The organism is Halomonas huangheensis (assembly GCF_001431725.1).
Classification (GTDB): domain Bacteria; phylum Pseudomonadota; class Gammaproteobacteria; order Pseudomonadales; family Halomonadaceae; genus Halomonas; species Halomonas huangheensis.
On record NZ_CP013106.1, the window covers coordinates 4,184,904 to 4,205,041 of the forward strand.

The 20,138-nt window shown below is 58.7% G+C and carries 12 protein-coding genes; all 12 read right to left on the bottom strand.

Features of this window, described 5'->3' with window-relative positions; genetic code table 11:
• Positions 1 to 6: 6 nt before the first annotated feature.
• Positions 7 to 1,059 (bottom strand): DUF6708 domain-containing protein, encoded by a 1,053-nt coding sequence (locus AR456_RS18135; RefSeq protein WP_155829183.1) that lies wholly within the window; start codon positions 1,057 to 1,059, stop codon positions 7 to 9.
• Between the two features lie 3 nt (positions 1,060 to 1,062).
• The gene (locus AR456_RS18140; RefSeq protein ID WP_021817895.1) at positions 1,063 to 3,765 is read right to left on the bottom strand and encodes a T6SS effector BTH_I2691 family protein; all 2,703 of its coding nucleotides are present in this window, start codon (positions 3,763 to 3,765) and stop codon (positions 1,063 to 1,065) included.
• Positions 3,762 to 4,670 carry a DUF4123 domain-containing protein gene (locus AR456_RS18145; RefSeq protein WP_081694603.1) on the bottom strand — a complete coding sequence of 303 codons (909 nt, stop codon included), beginning with the start codon at positions 4,668 to 4,670 and terminating at the stop codon, positions 3,762 to 3,764. Before AR456_RS18145 ends, AR456_RS18140 begins: the two co-directional genes overlap by 4 nt.
• Positions 4,671 to 4,676: 6 nt before the next feature.
• Positions 4,677 to 7,325: a type VI secretion system Vgr family protein gene (locus AR456_RS18150; protein WP_021817893.1), complete on the bottom strand. Its 2,649-nt coding sequence runs from the start codon at positions 7,323 to 7,325 to the stop codon at positions 4,677 to 4,679.
• Entirely contained in the window at positions 7,322 to 8,518 is a 1,197-nt protein-coding gene (locus tag AR456_RS18155; protein ID WP_021817892.1) for a hypothetical protein, read from the bottom strand. Before AR456_RS18155 ends, AR456_RS18150 begins: the two co-directional genes overlap by 4 nt.
• 3 nt (positions 8,519 to 8,521) lie before the next feature.
• Positions 8,522 to 9,622, bottom strand: a complete 1,101-nt coding sequence (tssA, locus tag AR456_RS18160) for a type VI secretion system protein TssA (protein ID WP_021817891.1) — start codon at positions 9,620 to 9,622, stop codon at positions 8,522 to 8,524.
• Positions 9,623 to 9,874: 252 nt separating this feature from the next.
• A complete protein-coding gene (locus AR456_RS18165) occupies positions 9,875 to 10,420 on the bottom strand; it encodes an Hcp family type VI secretion system effector (protein ID WP_021817890.1) in 546 nt (181 codons plus the stop codon).
• A 238-nt stretch (positions 10,421 to 10,658) separates the two neighbouring features.
• Positions 10,659 to 13,127, bottom strand: coding sequence for a type VI secretion system membrane subunit TssM (gene tssM, locus AR456_RS18170; protein ID WP_031207243.1), 2,469 nt, complete (start codon positions 13,125 to 13,127; stop codon positions 10,659 to 10,661).
• 8 nt (positions 13,128 to 13,135) lie between these two features.
• Positions 13,136 to 14,080, bottom strand: coding sequence for a type VI secretion system-associated protein TagF (tagF, locus tag AR456_RS18175; protein ID WP_021817888.1), 945 nt, complete (start codon positions 14,078 to 14,080; stop codon positions 13,136 to 13,138).
• Positions 14,081 to 14,118: 38 nt separating this feature from the next.
• Positions 14,119 to 18,063 (bottom strand): type VI secretion protein IcmF/TssM N-terminal domain-containing protein, encoded by a 3,945-nt coding sequence (locus AR456_RS18180; RefSeq protein WP_021817887.1) that lies wholly within the window; start codon positions 18,061 to 18,063, stop codon positions 14,119 to 14,121.
• 10 nt (positions 18,064 to 18,073) lie between these two features.
• Positions 18,074 to 18,790 carry a type IVB secretion system protein IcmH/DotU gene (icmH, locus tag AR456_RS18185; protein ID WP_031207241.1) on the bottom strand — a complete coding sequence of 239 codons (717 nt, stop codon included), beginning with the start codon at positions 18,788 to 18,790 and terminating at the stop codon, positions 18,074 to 18,076.
• Positions 18,787 to 20,130 carry a type VI secretion system baseplate subunit TssK gene (gene tssK / locus AR456_RS18190; protein ID WP_021817885.1) on the bottom strand — a complete coding sequence of 448 codons (1,344 nt, stop codon included), beginning with the start codon at positions 20,128 to 20,130 and terminating at the stop codon, positions 18,787 to 18,789. The genes icmH and tssK overlap by 4 nt, the downstream gene beginning before the upstream one ends.
• Positions 20,131 to 20,138: the final 8 nt, after the last annotated feature.

Here is a 20,138-nt window from a genome sequence, read left to right on the forward strand (position 1 = left end):
TCGCCATCAGCGCCAAAGGTCAGACACAATCCAGACGATCACCCCAACGAAGCTCGTCACACCAACAATCGTGCAGACCAGTGGCCAATAAAACTCCCACCACCCAATCGGACCGTTGTCACGCCAGGTCAGTGCATAAGGATCATCCGCACCCACCTGACTTTCCTGTTCCACCTCTGCTGGCCACTCCGGCACTTTGCTGGTCCACATCGCAAAAATCCGACCGATAGCATTCAAGCCCAATACAGGGGAGGCAATGAACTGTAACCATGGCCAATGACCTGTCCAGGCATAGTTCTGCACAATACTCCAGCACCATCCTTCCCTACGGCCATCCACTGGCATCAAGTAGCCTGCTTCTAGGTGCTGAAAAGTGCGCTCCACACCATCCTCCGCTTCCATATAGGGCTGTAGAAAAGCCCAGAACTTGTCGATCGACTCAGCATTGCCCAGTAGTGACGGATATCCCAATGAAAATGACTCACGTACCGTTTCACCATCAGCGTCCAGCACATGGGCCCGCAGGTCATAAGTAGTGCCGCTGAGAGGATTTTTGGATTCACCGAGGGTGAGAAACAGAGAGTCCCAAGGAACCGTCAATACTGTGCCATTCTGGCGAAAAACATGCACCTGGCGTGTCTTACGATTCAGGCGTATAGGGTAGTGAGTATATCCCATATATTCTATTTTGAAGGCATACCATGCGCCAAACCATGCAATTAGAAAAAAAATAACCGATAGTACAACCAGAAATATCGCTGGCCCAACATCTGAAATCATCGGGTTACCAAAAGGAAGAAAAACAGCGTAAAGTAAAGCTCCTCCCGCAATCAATGAGAGTCCACCAAGCGCAACCGAAAGCCATGCCCAGAGCCCTCGTATGGAATACCAGCGATCAACAAGTTCGATATAGCTACTATTGAATTTGATCACTGAGAGAAAGTCCATCGGTGGTGCTTTTTTTGGCTCCTTTTGATTGTAACGTGCCGCACGCTCAGCATCGGTTAATGGGCGATCGATAGGAAAGCGATTCCTTTCCCCAAGTCCTGCATAATCCATAATTCAGCCTTTCATGTTGTTAAGAGCCAGCTCCAACTCGCTGAGTTCCAACTCCGAATTTTGGTAGCGCTCACCTGCCTCGAACTTGCCAAAATAACACCGCTCAAGCCAATCCTGGACCTTATTGTCCTTGAGTACCTCGATCAATATCGCAATAGCTATAACCAGCACCACCAATACGATACCAATTCCCGTAGTAGACAATCCCAAAATCGTGGCCCCAAACCAACCCGCAAACATTCCCATGGCGAGCACACTAGACGCAGCTGAGGCGAAGAAGAACCCCCCGACCCAACCATTCCCCTCCTGAACTTCCTGCCACCCCCGCGCAACGTCCCATACCGCCATCACCATACCTGCGCCAAGGCCAAGCACTCTTCCCGAGACACGCAAGGCCGTACCAAGGTATCGTTCTAATCTCATGGCAGCACGGCTACCTACCTGAGATGCACTCTTTGACCATTTTCCCACTGTCTCCGCCAGCGTCCCCCCTAAACCCACGAGGCCAGTGTGGTAGCGCCAACGGTTTTCGTTCTGCTCGTGCGCCATGCCACTAGCTAGATCATCGGCCAACTTGCCCAATGCGATACATTGCAAGATACCCGCCACCACGCCTAGTCCTGCCTCGGTGGGCAGTAATTGGCGCCAACGCAAGCGAGTCAGCTCTTTCCGGTCAGCCTCGGTCAGGATCGCCGACTCAGCAAAGCGCCGAGCATTGCCCTGAGCATCCTGCCCAGGGTAGTCACCAACGACTCTAGGGTCGGCCATAAGCAGGTAGCGATGCCGACCTGTGCCTTCGATATGCATGCCGTAGATACGTGCCTTACGCATCTGGATGTCGATCGCCCGATTCAGGTCATCCAGCGTTCCCACTTCAGGGTTAACCGCCATCATGCGTGCGACCAGCTCGGCAATCGCAGCCTGTTTGCTCATCGTCACATCAGCCAGGATCACTGGTGCACGACCGATGACGCCCATTGCTACCAGTGCTGGCCCCACGACTCCGTCGACCGCCTTGGCCGCTACCTTGGCGAAAGGGCCGCCCAATGCCGCTGTCAGCCGCACCACTGCGTTCTGACTTCCATCGCGTAAAGCATCGAGTGCTTCGCCGTAAGCCCCAATCAAGGCATTCCAGGGTAGTCCGCGCAAGGCATCTGGCATCAAGCCACCCTGTAACTTCTCTTCCCACTGTTCCAGTATCACCGCCTGGTGGTAGCCCAGAGCTCTCAACACCAGGTTGCGCCGATCAATGGTCTGAGCGGAAAGCCAACGCTGGTAAAGTGCTGAGCATGGGGCGTACTCCTGTGTATCCTGAATGCACAGCAACAGCGTATCGACAAAGGCAGCACCGGTCTCGATATCCCTGTCGTCGTGTTGGGTATCCAGATGCTTGTAGAGGTTATCGCTCTCCATCCATCGCACATGTGTCCGTGCCAACGGGACCAGTTGCTCGGTGTCGAAATCCTGCAATTCCTTTTGCCATTTGCTCTCCCACGCCTGCAGCTTTGGCATATTGAGCTTGCTCGTGTAGTCATTCCAGGCGTCGTCCCGGGCGGTGCTCAATTGCACAGGAGTAGGGTTGCTCCAGTTCTCCCGTATCTCTTGCTGCATTTCGCGAACATCGGAGCTGAACACCCCTGCCAACACCATTTCTCTGCTATATGCCAGTTGCGTGGCTTGACGCTCGGTACGATAGATCTGACGGTTCTCGGCGTCTTCGCGTATGCCTTGGCGGATATTGGCAATGGCCGAGGAGATTGCCAGCGGCCGGGCTTGCGAGGGGTCGGACATTTTCTCGCGTAGTCTTGTCCCCATCAGGCTGGCCAGATCAGCGGTGATGCCCACCGGGTCTTCCAGCGCGACCATCACCGGCGACATACCGAGAGGCTCGGCCTGAGCCTCTGCCCACCTCTGCAGGCCTTCTACCTGTCCCTCAATACCGTTCAAGGAAGATTGACTATGGCCGAAAGGCGTGCGCGGTGGAGCGCTGTCCTCCTCACTGGAAACAGGTTCCGACATATTGGCAGACATCAGGGGATATCCAGTCTCGGCAACGCGGTCTTCCAGCGCGGCCAAGGGGGCCGCATGTTTAGTGCTACCACCACGCCATTCGGCCAGCGAGAGCCTGCGCATGTGGTCTCGTCGCTGCAGGCCGTTGTCACCTATCTGGGCGTTGGTTGCATGTTCATGCCACACCCGCTTGGTCCAGGCAGTATCCGAGAATGCCAGATAGATATTGTCCGCCTGGTCTGCATTGGGAATGGTGATGCAACGACCTGGATATTGGTGATCCGGGTTGAGCGTGCAAGTGAACTCTTCCTCATCGGATGGCGGCTGCAGCAAGGCATCAATACCGCCTTGGATCTGATCAGGGTTCATTCCGGCCAATACATCGCTTTTTATTTCGGTGACATAGGGGAATAGGTACCCTTTTTCGGTCACGATGTAGCCTGACCAACTTCCACGTACTTCATTGAATACGTACAAATACCCAGCACGCACCAGGCGCAGGGTGTAAGCCTGCCCCTCCGGCAGCGCTATATCTGTCACTCCCTCACCGAAAGACCCGCTGAGTGCCGGCCCCACGGGAAGGCCGCTTTCACTGTCAGTACGTGTGACGGAATAGCGCAAGGGAAGAATGGGCAGTCCCGATTTCTGACAATATGGACATTCTGCAATGCTCTGCTGCTGGCTTGCCTCGCTCATAAGCCCTCCTTGCGCGTGTTATGGCTATTCAGTTCAGTCGCCATGCTCTCCAGCATGGCGTCGTCAAGGTCTGCACAGGAATTGCTGTAGCTGCTTCCCTGCTCTCTCGCGTCTTCGAGCCGAGCCTTGAGCGCTGGATGAGAGTGAATTTCGGGATGAAAACGAACGGCCTGCTCAGCGTAGAGCTGGCGATCCTCTGCCTGGTTCAGTGGTAATTTTTCTGCACGGGACAACAAGATATCCACCCACTGCCACAATGCTTTTTCCTGCGCCTTTTCCGGCGCTGATATCAGCAGCGTATCCAGAACAGCATTGAGTGATGCCAGCCGATCAATACGACGCCACTGCTTTCTGTCGAGCATGAGCTGGGGCATGGCATATTGCTTCGTTGAGTGATGGCTCTGGCAATGCCAGTCACCTTGAGCATCCGGCCAACGCCATGCAGCTATAGGCCCCAGCAGTCGGTCCATCTGCTCAGGCTCCAATTGCCAACACAGGTGCCGAAAGACGTGTGGGTCATAGAACCGCAACCACCACCGTCTCTTGTCACCGGTCCGACGCTGCTCCAGGTGAAGCTTGAGATGCTGCGCTATAACATCTGCGGAAGCATCGCTTTGAAGGAGCGCGCAGAAGAACGTCACTCCACGCCGCTGATGACGCCCAATACGCTCCACAAGCGCCAAGCGAGCCTCGGATGACAGCTCATTCAAGCGAATCAGCTGAGGGAGCAGATGAGGACGGACATTGGCATGCGGAGTCACCAGTGGTTCACAAGGCAGGTCTGCCCATGCCTCCGGCTCCACGATCAATGGATTCAGCAGGGCGTACTCGTGCGTCAGTAACCAATCAGGCACAAGCTCCGTTGCTACTCCCTGATCTCGAGTGTCTGGTTGTTGGTGAGGCATGAAGCGTTACCCTCCCAACGGCATGGCACCGCTACGCTGCTTATCTGCGCCTTTCATCTGAGTTTCACAACCGCCTTCCGGCAACTCCGACAACTCACTCCCCGTACTCGCGGGCCCGGCAAACAGGTGCTGGGCGCCTTTGACGTCGATCTTGCCCGGGGCGTGAACTTCAATATCACCCCCCTTGATGCGGATATAACCGCCGCCGCTGGTCAGCAGGATTTCCTCGGCGGCTTCAATGCGGATCTTCTGTTCCGTGGAGGTAATCTTGACGTCCTTCTCGGCGGTCAGCTCCATGTTGTCGCTCTGCGCCTGAACTTCGACCTTGCCCTGGGCGGCGAACAGCTTGATGCCGGCGCGCTGGACGAACATCGACAGCTTCTCGGACATGGTGGCGATCAGGCTCTTGCCGGTGGCGAGGTTAATATCACGGCCACTGGTTACGCTCAGTGAATCCCCCTGTGCGAGGTGAGTGGACTCGGGGGTGCTCAGCGCAATGCCGGCTGGTGAGGCGGCGTGTAACCAGGGTGCCTTGAGTCTGGCCGCCTCGCCACGCCCGCCTTGCGTGGCGGTGCGTGCGCTACTGCCGTCGAATGCGCTGGTGCTTTCCGCTGAGCCCCGGTTTTCTGAAGAACCATAGCGTCCCTGGGCATCCTCGCTGGCCTGCTTGAGGTTGGCGCGGGCGTCGAGGGGCTCGGCATTGTGGCTGGTAGCACTCTCGCTGAGGCTGTCGGAGAGCTGCCAGGCGCTCAAGAGTTGCTGCCAGGCCGGGGTCATGTCGAGCTGTTCGCCGTTGGCACCAAGCTGGCCCCAACTGGTCAGCAACAGGCCTTCGTTGGCTCGTATCGCGCCATAGGCATCGGAGCGCAGTTCGAAGCCGCTGCCGCGGAATGCGCCACGGGTGTTGCCCTGCTGATCAATCAGGTAGCCGAGGTTGAGCTGGCTTTTGCTGTGCTCGGAATTGAGGCGCACACGCTCCTGATCAGTGGCATCATCGAATACCAGTTCATTGAACTTGCTGCCGCGATAGGTCTTGGTCTTGAAGCCCGACAGCAGGCCATTGCTGTGCCATTCGGGAGTCTGGTCGCCGTTGTAGACGCGACCGGTAATCAGTGGACGGTCGGCATCACCTTCGAGGAAGTCGACGATGACCTCCTGATCGATCCGCGGTACAAACACACCACCCCAGCGACCACTGGCATTGGGCTGGGAGACGCGTACCCAACAGCTCGAGTTGCCGTCACGCTGGCCGAGGCGATCCCAGTGAAACTGGATCTTGACCCGGTTGAGGTGATCGGTGTGGATTTCCTCGCCCTCGGGACCAACCACGGTGGCCGTTTGCGGGCCGCCGATGACCGGGCGCGGGTGATCCAGGGAGGAGCGATAAGGCTGGCTGAGGCGCTGGGCCTCGAAATCGACCAGGTAATGCCCGGTCCCGGCCTGTTGATAGTCCTCGTGGCGATGGCTGTTGTCTTCGAGGCCATGCGCCTCGCGTGCTGCGGCCAGTTGAGGCTGGAGGCTGCCGGGCAAAGTACGCAGATGGGCGGAAACCGGCAGCGCATTCTCGGCGTGGATATTCAGCCCCAGTACCAGGAACTGGCGTTCCTCCTCGGACCCCCTGTCATTGATACCCGAGGCATGACGGGCATGCTGGCTGAGTTCGAACCACTGGCCGACCTTCAACTGCCGAGCGCCACCAAAACCGCGGAAGCGCTTGGCCTGAGACTCCAACGCCTCGAGACGATTAAGCGTCAGGTGTTCGCCACGCTCATGGTCGAGGTAATAGTACTCGCCGGGGTAGTCATAGACTTCCAGATCCGGCAGGTTGCCCTGATCACGCACCGTCTCCATGCTGGTGTGCTTTTCCAGTCCTGACTGCTTGTAATCAAAGGTACCGATACTGACGCGGGTCGGCTGCTGCTGACGCACCCCGCTCCATTGGGTGATGGAATCCTGTGTCTCGGTGGCATCCTGGCGATGGAAACGAATGGTCCGAGGCGATACCGCCAAGCAAGTTTCGACATCATCGGTGATCACCAGGCGGTGGCCGTCGATACTCCCTGCCTGGCCTTCACCATCGTCATTGCCGCCATGCTCGAAGTAATAGAACAGGCCTTCCTGTTCCATGAGTCGATTGACGAAGTTGAAGTCGCTCTCGCGATACTGCACGCAGTAGCTGCGCGCCGGATAATCACGACGCAGATCCAGGCGCCAGCGCCCCTGGGCAATGGCGTGCTGCTCGAAGACGTCTTCCAGGATATCGACCACGCTGCGATCCTGGAAAATGCGGCTATCGCGGCCCAGCTTGAGCATCGCCAGCCACGGCACCAGGGTGACCTGATAATAGAAGACTCCGCCATCCTCTCCGAGAAGCGCAGCCGATTCGACCAGCCCGGAAAGCTGGCGATAGTTGCCACCGGCCTGACGTATGGACAATTCGGCGGGCTGAGCCATCAGCGTCTTGAGCTCGATGTCTCCGTCCTGGGAGATGCAGTCCAGGGTGTAGGCAAAGGGTCTCGAGAGACGTTCCTCGCCCACCATGCGATGAGGAATGAGGTCACTGTCGCCCAGCTGCAGTTGCAGCAGGCGTTCGTCCTGGGTCAGCTCTACATCGAAGGACTCGAGGATGTTATCCAGCAGGTTGAATTCTTTCATGACGCACTCCCTTCACCATTTGCGGAGGTCCGTTCCGCGTCCTCTGCACCGTTTCCCCCAACCCGAGATGCGGCACAACTGCGCAGGACCATGCTGCGACTGCTTTGCTCTTTCACCACATTCAGTACCACAGCGCTCTCGTCATCGCTCAGCGGGGCGACAGCCAACAGCAACTGCAGTGCTGTCAGCGCTTCACCCGGCCAGCCACACCAGTGCGCCACATTGATGCCATGATCGATCAGGTCGAGTTCGCTCCAGCGCTCGGTCAACGGACCAGCCACTTCTGTGCTACGTCCCGGCAGCCCCAACGCATCCACAACCACTCGGCTTGGCTCTTCGGCGTCGGCATCGTCTGCCGCATCCGGCCAGCTCTGCTCCAATAATTCCTTCACGATGGAAGGACCTTTCCGCCCTCGGGCCTTGCTCGATCGCGGCGCATGCTCCTGCTCGGCGGCGCTATCCAGCCACCAGCCGGAGGCATATTCGATATCGTCTTCCAGCGCCCGCTGCATCAACAACGCCACGGCGGCCTCTCCCGGCACCAACCCTTCTGGACGCGCGGTACGTCTCAACAAACCACGCTGTTCAAGACGCGAGACCTCGGTGACATTGATCAGTGAGTCGGCACTGATCCACAACACATGGGGATGACCACCGGCTTCGCTGACCGCCAGACAGTGATGCGGATTCCAACCGCTGGCGTTGTGGCGAATCTCACCCAGACGTTCGCCATACTCGGTTTCCTTCACCGCAAGCTGGATCTGTTCCAGCAGAAGGCTCGCGGTCTCTGGAGAACGCAGAGCAAGGCTCACGACAATATCGAAGCGCTCGTTCTCGGGTAGAGCCTCGAGCATCATCAGCGCATCGTGGAGGCTGGTCTGGATCAGCTCATGCAGGCGCAGTGCCTTGGGCTCATGGTTCCTGAGCCGCGCCTCATTGACTGGCATCACTTCCTGCACCGCACAGGCCATCAGTGGAAAGCCATCGGGGCCCCGCATGCTTTGAGACAACTCGGCACGAACGCCCTCGGGCACCATATCCATGGCCAACACGCCGGCCGCCGTCACGGCGACACCGTCCACCAGGCGCAACCGATCCGTGCGGAAATCGCTGCGTTCCTCCACCACCACCGGTTTCTCGACGACGGGCGGAGTACGCTGCTGGAGCAGGTCGTATATCGATGCCCTCGACATTCCCTAGTCTCCGTCCCGGCGCTGCGTGCCGAGTGTCTCGCGAATGCCATCGATGATGTGGTCCTCGCGAATCACATCACGCAGCCAGTCTTCCAGAGGCATACGGCCCCAACGCACGGCCCGCTCGACCAGGTAAGGTACCGGACTGTGTGGCTCGCTGCCCTTGAAGAACTGAGCCACGCCATTGAGCATCTCGAAGGCTTCCTCACGAGTCTGCGGTGTGGTGCGCAAGGCGGCTTGAGGAGCGGCCTCTACGGCCGATGCCTGAGCCGCCTTGCTGGTGGACACAGGAGCCTCCTGCGACGCCACAACCTGAGGCTCGGCTGCCTCGCTTGCGTCGCCGAAATCGACTCCACGCTCATTGAGTACGCGTTCGATCAGTTGGCTGCACTCGCGCAATACTTCCTTGAGCTCGTTGAAGCTCGGTGCCTGATCACCCATGTGCTCGGTGAGGATTTCATCCAACTCTGTCAGCACCTGCTGACAGCGCTCGATTTGCGTATGGCGCTCGGTCAGGAAGTCGGTCTCCGTCAGCACCACCGAGCGTTGGAATATCTCGGCATTGATCTTGCCGTCAGCCAGCGCCCCTTCCATGGCATCGCGATCATTGCGTGCAAGGTTCTCGACCTGGCGTGACTCTTCATAGCGCGCCAGCCCGTACTCCTGCCCTTCCAATAGCGGAATTTCGCCGACCATGCCCGCCAGAGAGGTATCCAGCCAGGAAAGGCGCCCAATACGCTCTTCATCACCATCTTCGAGCGTTGGATAGAGTGGTTCCCAGAAGCGTTGGCACAGTTCTGTGACAAGCTCGATGCCGTAAGCCATCCCGGTGAAGTGGTTGCGGTGCGATAGCCCTTCACACAGCCATCCGGCCAGCATCAGATCCTTGCTCTGCTCCGCCAGAGCCTGCGAGGACAGGTTGATGACCTCGTTCCAGTCGGACTTCTTGAGGTCGGACTGCCATTCCCCCTGGCTGAGGTAGGTTGGATCGGCGCGACGCGCTTCCTTGATCTGATCCATGAGCAATGAAAAGCTCAGATCTTCTCCCGTACCATGCTCACCAATTGGGGCGAGCAGGGCTTCACGATCCCATTCGTCGACCATGCGAGTTCCTCTCGGCACAGGGATTTATCCACATCGCCATGCGGACACCCCGGTTGTGGACAAAGTCATGATCTGCCGTCGTTCGTTGTGACCCACGGCATCAGCGATCAACAGCATTTACGATCAACAGTATCTGCGGCAGCCCTGATAGACAGGGCTCTCGCAGCCACTGGATGAACAAAGGCCATGGGGTTTCCCCCATGGCCGGTACTGGGGACACAACGGCCGAAGCCGTTGTGTCCACCACGCCACTCAGGAGTAGACGCGGTTGCGAGTGCGGTCCCAACCACCCGCGATGTTGCCGCCACCCTGGCCATCCTGACGCTTCTGCTGGGTGTAGTTGACCTTGATACGCGCGTAGTTGAACTTGATCTCCTCGGAAGGCAGATCGTGACGCGTGTCATGCACCGAGTCAGTAGAACCGCCGCCGCCGTTCTGGGCGAAGCTGGCCATGCCTTCCATACCAGTGGAGGACACGATGACTTCTTCCAGCCTCACTTCGAGGTAACGCACCTGGTCGCCGCCTGCACGATGCACCTGCAGGACGACTTCCTTGATGTGCTGACCACGGCAGCAAGCTTCGAACAGCTTGGGAGATGCCTTGTCGATGAACTTGGAAATGGCAAACTCGCTCAGGTTGACGCGCTCAGCGGAAGCACCACCCGCAGAGCTGGCAGTCGCAGAGGTTGCCTGGCTAGCACCGAACTCAAAGCTCAGCAGCTCAATCCAGTCCGTGTGGTTGGCATCCAGGCTTTCGCCGGGGATACCGTCGATTTTCAAATATGCATCAAATGCCATGTTTGGATTTCCCTATATTCGCGATGAATGGAACGACTGAACCCTTTTCGGGAGCCGGGGCGCCCCCCGGATAATCCCTTCGGGCCTTTCTTCAGGCACGCTACCGCCCGGGAGCTACCATGCCCCCTTCCGGAACGGCCCTCCTTGTTCCCACCTCCGGAGAAGTGGGTTCCTCCCTGCAACAGGGAGAAACTTCGGGGAAGCACCCGATTCAGCTGGTGTTTCCCCCGATTCGCACTCAATTAAGTGCGCGAACCTCAATTTCTACCCGGCGATTCGGCGCCAGGCACGCGATGCGCTCGGAGCGACTCATGCTGCCTTCACACTGCACCAGTGGACGCTCGTTACCTGCGCCAACCGCTTCAATCAGCTCTGGCGCCATGCCTTTACCGATCATGTAGGTACGTACGGTCTCGGCACGCTCCAGTGAAAGTCGCTTGTTGACGCTCGCCGAACCAATCTGATCGGCATGACCGGTAATGGTGATACGGCCCAGATTGGGGGTATTGGAAAGCCGCTCGACGACCTGGTTGAGCTGACGCTGCCCCGCCCCCTGCAAACCGGCAAAGTCCGCACGGCCGAAGGCAAACAAGGTGTCGGACTCCAGGGTGATGGTTTCCAGCGTGCGCAGTGAGCGATTCAACAAGCCATCGATATAGTTGCGGCTCGACGAGATCAGGAAAGCGTTGTCACTGATACGCGGCACATCAGCGAGATGAATCTGTGCGGCATAGAAGTCGATCTGCCGGCTGGCGTAATCGAGATCACGCTGATCCCGTTGCCCACTTCGCGCCTCGGCAATTGCCGGATACCAGTAGTCCGGCACCCGCTGGCGCAGCAGATCCTTTTCGACCTTATCGCGTGGCGTGCGCGACAGCTCGAGATAGGTAAGAAGCGTCGAGTTACCGAAATCCGCCAGCGCCTGTGGTGAGTTATCCACTGGCCGTGCGTAGGGCTCAATGCTCTCCACCTCGATGTCTTCCAGACGCTCACCTCCAGATTGATAAACCGGGATGGTCGGCAGCACGAACAAGGATTGATTGAGGTTCTCGGCCACCGGCGTGAGCATCACGCGATCGATCTGCGTGAAATACGCTTCGCGCAGCGACGGCTCGAGATCCTTGCCGTGATAGAGGCCAAAGCCCATCGACCAGGGCACGCCCTCTTGATGGCGCTCGAAATAGCGCTCCGCATCACCGCGCATGGCATCCAGTGTCTGCCAATGGGTATAGCTATCAGCCTTCTGGCTATCGGCTTCGCTGGCCTCAACCAACTGAGTATCGATCTGCTCAAGTTCAGCGGCGTTGTGGTAGAAGGAAACTCCCCAGGCAATACACAGCAACAATGCCAGGGCGAGCGCAGCCCAACTCCAGCGCAATTGACGCTGACGTACGCAATCGCGCCCAGTGTAGAGGCCAACCAGGTGTTGGTCGGGCAGAATCACCTGCGAGAACAGTCCGGTCACGAACAGGCTTTTGCCATCCTGCCGGGAGCCAATTCCACGCCCACCAGACAACTTGAAGCGCTGCGCCACCGAGCGCGCATGCTCGCCCTGTGCAGGCTGACCATCGGCCAGCGCGCTGGTGAAATAGAAACCACGCAGGAGAGGCGCCGACTGATAGGGGTTGGCCTGCAACAAGGCGCCGACAAAACCACTCAGAACGCCAGACAGCGCACGCAGCTCCAATGGGAACTCGAGTGCCGCTGGATCCTCACGGGTACGGATGACATCGCTTTCGATCAGGCTCTGCTCACCGATTGCGCGACACCGCGACACCAGACGCGCCAAGCCTTCGGAAAAGCGCTGTTTGAGGTTGGCATTGGCGAAATCCTGATGCGGGAAGGTCATACCCAGCACTTCCTCGCGCTGATCAGGCTCCAACTGCGCATGGAACTGACGGAAGCCGGGAATCAGGTCGCTCTTGGTGAAGACCAGGTAGATCGGTAGCGCCATCCCGAGCAGTTCATGAGTCTCCTGAATTCGCTCGCGCAAGCGTTGGGCCAGCGTCTCACGCTCAACCTCGGTGCTACCTATCAGTTCGTCGGCACTGACCGCGACGATCAAACCATTGAGCGGCCGACGCGAGCGATGACGCTTGAGCAGCTCCAGGAACGCGCGCCACTTACCCACTTCTTCCTCGTCGCTGACATAACGGCCAGCGGTATCCAGCAGCACGGCCTCGCTACTGAAGAACCAGTCACAGTGGCGCGTACCACCAACGCCGGAAACACGAGCGTTCTCGCGGTCAGAGAACGGGAAGTCGAGCCCTGAACGATATACCAGGGTGCTCTTGCCGACCGCTGGCTGGCCAATCACCAGATACCAGGGCAAGCGATACAACAGATCACGCTTGCGGCCCTTGCCGCCACCATTCTTCTTCATGCGCTCCAGCGCATTGAGCAGACGCTCGCGAAGCAGGCTGACTTCCTCGCGATCCTCTGGAGCAGCGCCCAATACGGCATCATCAGCGTTCTGGATCAACAATGACTCAACATCACCGTCCTTGCTGCGCCCCACTCCTCGGTAGAGCAGCAACAGGTAGAGTGCGGAAGCGACCAGGAACACCAGAATTCCCACCAGCAGGCTATCCAGTGATGAGAAGCCCCACCAGCTGCCGAGCCCCCAGATCACGAAGATCAACAGGAAGAACCCCAGCGCCATGCCGTAAGGACGATATCTTGCCCAGTAGTATTTCAGCTTGTTCATCAGCTTTTTCACCACGATATGGTTCCCCTGCTCCCCATTGGGTTTTCCTGGTCAGGAAACCGCGTTATATACGTCCCCATATCCAGCTCAGCCGGCGGTAGCGCCATATCCGCCCAGCGCGGATTGAATTCTTCGAAGGCTTCGAGTACATCAACGCGCGCTGCACTCGATGCCTGGCCGGACAGCAACCGGAATGCTTCATGATCGGCGCTGGCGAAACGCCAGAGCTGAGGACGCATGAAGTCATCAACCAACAGGCTCGCCTTGGCCCGGTGCGGCACCTGATACTCCAGCCAATGTAGCCAGAGGTCTGCGGCCGGACGTTTGAGAGCTCGCTCGGCAGGCAGCGGCAGCACGGCCTGAAACGTCTCTCCACGCTGCAGACCTTGATGCAGTACCTGCATGCGCAGCGCGAAGGCGTTGGCGATGAACTCGGGGAAGCTGGGTTCCAGCGCCTTCACCAGATCGCTGAAACGCACATCCTCGAGAAAGCGTTGCAACAGGCGTTGCTGAAGCTTGAGGTCTGCATCCCCCAGTTCGCGCAGCTCATCGATGCTGTGATGCAACTCTTCAACGCTGGATTCTCCGTGCACTGTGCGTTGCAACAAGGTGCGCAGTTGGCCAGAGAAGGTTTCGCTGAGGGTGTGCACACCGACACTGCCCTCCACCTGCGACGCCACGCTGAGGCGCTGAAAGATCAACAGCGGGTAGCGACGCCCACTGGCATCGCAGGAGCTGTGCAGTCCTCCCAGCAGCCAGTAGCCATTGCTGGCACGGAAATGGAAGAAGCAGGTCGGCAGGGCATCGAACTGGTCCTGCCAGCTGTCATCCTGGTCGGCCATCCTCGCCAGACAACGCTGTAGCCAGGTATCCAGCTCCTGCACGTCCTTGTAGGCGGCGTTATACGCCACGAAGTCGGCACTTCCCGGCACTTTGCCGAAATATCCGATCATGGCGTGACCTCCCCGACCTGCTGCCTATCTGCCATCACTCAACGCGCTCCTGATGGTGTAGGAATCCGTAAACGCCGCACCTGCTTGAGGTCGGTGAGCTTGACGCCACCAAAGTTGCGCGCCACCAGACTCACCGGCCCCATGCTGGTGTACCAGGTGAAACGCTGACGCACCGCATCAAGATTGGTGACATCGGCGGAGTCAATCAGCTTCAACAACCCCCAACGCGACGGAAAATCGAAGACCGTCACACGTTGCCCACCGAAGGTGACAACTTCCAGGCGCGCCCCAGCCTGACGCTCATCACCCGGCCAGGTGAATCGTTCCCACGACTGAGGGCCATTGCGATATTGCTGCTGCTGGCCGTCCAACGTCAGCTCGATCGAGGTGAAGTTGGATGCCGGCTGGATCATGATCTCGAAACCATTCTCGACATCCGCCAGGCTCTCCAGCACCCGACCGACACTGGTTCCTTCAGCGATGGTCGCCGTGATACTCGGATCGACCAGCGGTTCTCCTTCGCCCCCCGCCTCATCGAGATTGCCGACCTCCTTCTCATCGAAGGTCACCAACAACCCGGACTGCGGATCAACGAACTGGCGAAGGTCACGCACTGAGGCTTCGTTGCTGGAATCACTGACGGGATAACGGCCGTTGACCATGCTCTGCCATGGCGTGGCGATCTGATCGCTCCAGGCGGCCGCCAACTGCTCGGCAATCGGCCCATCGAGACTGGCCACCGAGAACTCCACCGGATCACGGAACAGGCTCTGTATCGATTGCACCAGCTCATCGCGTGAGGTATCGATGTTGGCCGCGACATAGTTGCGCACGGCGGTAATCTCATTGGGATTGCCGCCGATCACGTCTTCCATCAATTGCTTGGTACGCTTACCCAGGTCGCCACGCTCGAGGCTATCGAGGCGCGCCTTCAACTGACGCAGCAACAGCAGGTACTGATCCATATGGTTGCTGTCGCCCTCGGCACCGGCCTCGGTGGAGAACAGATTGCTCACCGGCTCGAAGTGGTAAGCGAGGAAGCCATCATGGATCGGTGGCATATCACTGAGCAGCGCCACCTTGTCGGCGGCTTCATCACCGCTTACCCAATCCAGGGTACCCTGCCAGAACCCCTGAGACTCCGACGTACCGGCCTCACCTTCCTCACCAGCACTCTCGGCCTGGCGCTGCTTGGCCTCTCGGGAGTCCCAGTTGGTGTTTTCATTCACTACCTGAAGCAGGACTTTCAGCGGTGAACGCTGATAATCACTGAGCTGAGTCAAGTGAGCGCGCGAGTTGCTCAGGTCATCAAAACGCCGCACACCGACATCGGCGATGAAGCGCTCCCAGGCATAGACGTAATCGCTCTTGTAGCGACCCAACACCTCGCTGGCGAACTGCGCCTTGCCCTGCACTTCATCCAGCGATGAATCGCCTTCCAACACCCAATCGCGCTCAACTTCAATGTCCGAGGCCAGCGTCTTCGCCAGTTCCGGACGCACGAATTCCTCCCACACTCGGTGAGTAAAGAACGCTGGCACGGCTTCACCGGCATACATCATCGGCTGGCCGGCTTCCGGCAGAATGTCGGCCAGCGTCAGCGGCGGGAATTGCTCCTCCGACAGCAGACGCAGGCGCAGATATTCACGATCCGCGGGAGACTGGTTGACCAGGAAGGACTTGAGATCGGCCCGTGCCTGAGCGATCAATCGTTCGTCAGGCTCGATGGCCGGTGCCTTGCCTTGAGCAAGGTAGTCACTGTAGAGCGCCACATTATCGGCAATCAGTGAGCGCTCACCTGGTACCCGTGAGCTGCGATCGGACAAGTGCTGCCAGGCGCGCGGCAACATGTTGCTGACGAACTCGCTCTGGTCTGCGTGGGCCTCGGGGTTGCTCAGGACCAGATACAGCTTGAGCACGTCATAAGCATCGATCAGGTCTGCAACCTGCGTCGGCTCCAGACGATTGAGTGCTGCATCGGTGAAGGCCGGCCCTGCATGGGTGAACGCGGAACTCGCGATTTCCTCGTCGCTCAACCCATTCCGCCAGGCATCTCGCGCCCCCTCACGCAATGCATCTCGACCCTGCTGACGTGCGCTCCAGAAGGCGTCATTGGCACTACCGCGTACCCGATAATCGAGCTCACCACGCACACGTCCAGCCAGTTCACCAGGTGATCGCGGAATACTGCCCAGCGACGGGCGGCTGGTCAGGCGGTCTCGCATCCGATCACCGCTCTCCGAAACCATGTTGCGGCCTTCGCCCATCGCGCCAGCGACCATTCCAGAGTCACCCGTTTCATCTTCACTGACTGGTACTTCAATCTGGTTGTCGAGTCCCAGCGAGGTGGCCAGCGCTCCTACCTCGGCCAGACGCCGCCCCAGATCCTCGCCCAATGGCGTGAGCACCTGATCACGCATGGCATCCATCCACACCTGCTCAACAGCGGGGCGCAAATCATCATCGATCCCCAGACCCGCATTCTGCCAGGCGGCCAGCCCTTCGCGCTCCTCACTCTTCAGATGAACCAACTGTTCGTTGAGCATCGACAATCGATCACTGTCGGATGCATCGACAACCGCATCCAGTTGCTCATCCAACTGCTGGCCTTGCTTATAGCTGAGCCACCAGGAATGGCCGAGCAATGCCAACACACCGATGCCGACGAGCCCTGCCACGCCTACCATCCAAAGGTTGGAGCCCTGCCGACGTCCATTGCGGGAATAGTGCTGTACCAGGTTGCGGTCTGCGATCAACACATCGCGGAACAGTCCCTGGATGAAATAACTACGGTCACTGCGTGCACGACTCACTGGGCGTTCCGCAGCGCCTTCGGTAAGGGCGAAGGTATTGCAGGTCTGCACATCAATGATGGCTTCCAGACCTTCACCCTGTTGTAGAGCACTGGTGAAGTACAGACCACGCGTCAGTGGCGCCGTATCAGGGTTATGACGCAGGTCGAAAGGTTCGAGAAAATCCGTCAGACGACCGTGAATCTCGGCGACATAATCCGGGAAGCGCAACAGAGCGCTGGTGGTGTTACGCCCCTCTTCCACCACCTGGCGATCAACATGAGCACGCAATGCCTCGACCATCGGCGCGAAACGCCGAGCAAAGGACTCACCGAGGCCCTTTCCGCGGATATCCGCTACCGGGAAAGTCATCCCCCAGGGTGTCTGGCGTGCAGTGGAATCAAGACTGTGGAAAGCCTCGATAAAGCCCGGCAGCAGGTCGGCCTTACTGAAACACAGGTAAACCGGCGGTGCCGACCCCAGTGCCTTGTGATATTCGTTGATGCGCTCAATCAGTTGCTGAGCCAGTGCGTGGTTATCCTCGCGTGGCGCACGCAGCAGCTCGGGGAGGTCGATGACCACCACCAGACCGTTGATCGGCTTGCGCCGACGACGGCGAGCCAACAGGCGCAGGAAGTTGGCAAACTCCTGGGCCGGCTGCTCTTCCGCGATGTAGCGCCCAGCAGTATCAACCAGCACCGCATCACTGCCGAAGTACCAATCACAGTATTGGGTGCCGGACTCGGCACCGAGGCCAGCAACACCGGTATTGAGACCGGAACGCGTCAGCAACGAAGTCTTGCCTGATGCCGAATGTCCGACCACCAGATACCAGGGCAGCTCACTGAGTGTGCCGCCGCGACCACCGCGCGCCTTGAGCATGCCCAGCGCTGACTTGAGGCGTTCACGCAGGACTTCGTAATCACTGGCCTGAGAGGCCACGCTCGCCGCTTCGCGATTGACCTCCAGTTGCACCAGCTCCTCGAGGTCACGCTCAGCACGGACCTGACGGTACTTGCGCAGAACTATCGCCAATAGCCAGATGGCTGTGAGTAGTGCCACCGCAATGGCGAGGCGCTGCGGACCACCACCGAGACGCGGGATCCACCACACGCACAACACTACTGCTGCCAGCCAAAGAGCAAAGGACAGCAGCCAGAAACTCTTGAGGAATCTCAATAATCGCCGCATGGAGACACCCTCAAGATGATTCAAACAGCGTCTGCAGGCGCTCGATCAACGCCTCGACTCGTGAATCCAGAATGCCGTCCAGCACCAGGAACACCACGCCACACAGCAGCGCGATCAATACCAGGTAGACCCACACCGGAATCTCGTGACGCAGCAGCTGACCTACCTGATCGGGCAAGCGCCAATCTGGCGCCAGCTCTTTGGGTGACTTGCGATAACGCGCAATGTCCTGACCCAGGGTGTTGGCGATATAGCGCAGTTGGTCGCGGTGCTCGAGGCGATACTTGCCCTCGAACCCCAGCGCCAGGCACAGGTGATAGACCTCCAGCACATCCACGTTGCCCTTGACGTCACTACGCAACGAGTCGAGCCGTTCGAAGAAGCCTTCACCCGCCAGGTGTACGCCGAAATAGCGGTATTGCAGCGGATGCAGCTCAATATGTTGACGAATGTTGTTGGCCCCGGCACCGAGCACACTCTCATCGAGGAAAGCACACATCGCGTACTGGGCGTCGCGGTACTGCTCCATGGAGTAGCCTGCGGCCAGCGCCTGTGACTCCAGTTCACTGAAGTAGGTGGCGACGTGCTCGAGAAAAGCATCGACGCTCTGCGCTTCACTGCCACGGCGAATCATCAGCACCATGGAAAAGAAATCCTGCGTCAGGCCGAGCAGCGTGGTCGGTGCCTCCACTGCTGAATCCTGTTGTGTCGTTATGTACTGATTCATTTGAGCACCGCCATCAGTTCAATCTTGAGATTGGTGAAGCCACTGGGGACGTAGAAGGCGATGGCCTGCGCCGACATCATCCGCTCATACATCTGGCCGCGCGGTTCCAGTGCAAAGTAGTGATTGTCGAGACGCACGGGGATCGCCACCGGCAGTCGGCTGGCGTGAACCAGCGAACCACCAGGCATGGCGCTGTTGACCACGACCTCGATATCCTCCGGTGAGCCGACCTTGAAGGCGCGAGGCACCAGTTCGATAAGTCGAGCTCCGGGCATATCGGCATGCACGCAGACGTAGAAGTCGGCATCCACCAGACGCGAATCGTGCAGTCGTCCCACGAAGTAGGAAGGTTTGGTCTGCTCCAGTGCGATCGGGATGTACTGGTTGGGCACCACGGTATCGAGCAGCTCACGTGCCATGCTGTCGAGCCGATACAACGACGCCGTGGGGTCCTCGTGGCGATAGGCCGGCAGATCGCCAAGCCGATGGCTCATCGAGAAGGTCATCAGACTCGACACGAGGTCCGCCAGGAAGGTGAACAGGCGCTCGGGGTGCAACCGGGGATGCTGCAGCAGATGCGCCAGATGCGGATAGGCGCGATTGACGGTGTACAGCAACCAGAACAGCGTGACATCGCTGGAACCAAACTCCGCCACCTGGTCGGCACGCTCCCGACGGCGGTTCGACAGTGCCTCGCTCTTGGCCTGCAGCACTCCGATCAAGCGCTGAGCCAGCGTCATCAGCGTGTCACTGGCGCCAAGATGCAGACTTGGAGGGACAAAGCTGCCGTCCACCGAGAACCCACCGGTGGCGTTACGCTTGAGCAGTACCAGCGGGCAATGACTGGTACCTTCCAGGTCATCGCCTTCCAGCAATAGACGAACATTGAGCTCCAGCAATGAGAGTTCGTTCTCGACATCACCTTCGACCAGATCCGGAAGATTGCTGAAGCGCTGCCGATAGCGGCGGCTGCTGCCACGCCGATGCTCGTCATCAACCACATTGGAGGAGAACGGTTCAGTCAAACGCAATGCGGCAAAAATGCGGCACTCGGAGACACCGCTCACCTCACCGAGGTCACGTGCGGGTGGCAACGGATCGTGCTGCGGCGCATCCACCAGAGTCCCATCGGGAAACACCAGCTTGAGGCGCGTTAGCTGCAGGCGCCCCTGGGCCAGCGCATCGACATCGACTTCCAGCTCCTGCACCCCCCAATTGAAGGCACCGACACGCTGGCTCGCCTCACTCAGCTGATGCTGGTGATACTCGTCCTGATACTGAAAGTGCTGAGGTTGAAGGAACATCCCTTCCGACCACATCACGCGATTATGCTTGCTCACTGGTCCCT

Excerpts from the sequence above, each read along its gene's own strand:
- AR456_RS18135 (WP_155829183.1), bottom strand. The coding sequence starts at position 1,059 with ATGGATTATGCAGGACTTGGGGAAAGGAATCGCTTTCCTATCGATCGC.
- AR456_RS18140 (WP_021817895.1), bottom strand. The coding sequence starts at position 3,765 with ATGAGCGAGGCAAGCCAGCAGCAGAGCATTGCAGAATGTCCATATTGT.
- AR456_RS18145 (WP_081694603.1), bottom strand. The coding sequence starts at position 4,670 with ATGCCTCACCAACAACCAGACACTCGAGATCAGGGAGTAGCAACGGAG.
- AR456_RS18150 (WP_021817893.1), bottom strand. The coding sequence starts at position 7,325 with ATGAAAGAATTCAACCTGCTGGATAACATCCTCGAGTCCTTCGATGTA.
- AR456_RS18155 (WP_021817892.1), bottom strand. The coding sequence starts at position 8,518 with ATGTCGAGGGCATCGATATACGACCTGCTCCAGCAGCGTACTCCGCCC.
- tssA (WP_021817891.1), bottom strand. The coding sequence starts at position 9,622 with ATGGTCGACGAATGGGATCGTGAAGCCCTGCTCGCCCCAATTGGTGAG.
- AR456_RS18165 (WP_021817890.1), bottom strand. The coding sequence starts at position 10,420 with ATGGCATTTGATGCATATTTGAAAATCGACGGTATCCCCGGCGAAAGC.
- tssM (WP_031207243.1), bottom strand. The coding sequence starts at position 13,127 with ATGAACAAGCTGAAATACTACTGGGCAAGATATCGTCCTTACGGCATG.
- tagF (WP_021817888.1), bottom strand. The coding sequence starts at position 14,080 with ATGATCGGATATTTCGGCAAAGTGCCGGGAAGTGCCGACTTCGTGGCG.
- AR456_RS18180 (WP_021817887.1), bottom strand. The coding sequence starts at position 18,063 with ATGCGGCGATTATTGAGATTCCTCAAGAGTTTCTGGCTGCTGTCCTTT.
- icmH (WP_031207241.1), bottom strand. The coding sequence starts at position 18,790 with ATGAATCAGTACATAACGACACAACAGGATTCAGCAGTGGAGGCACCG.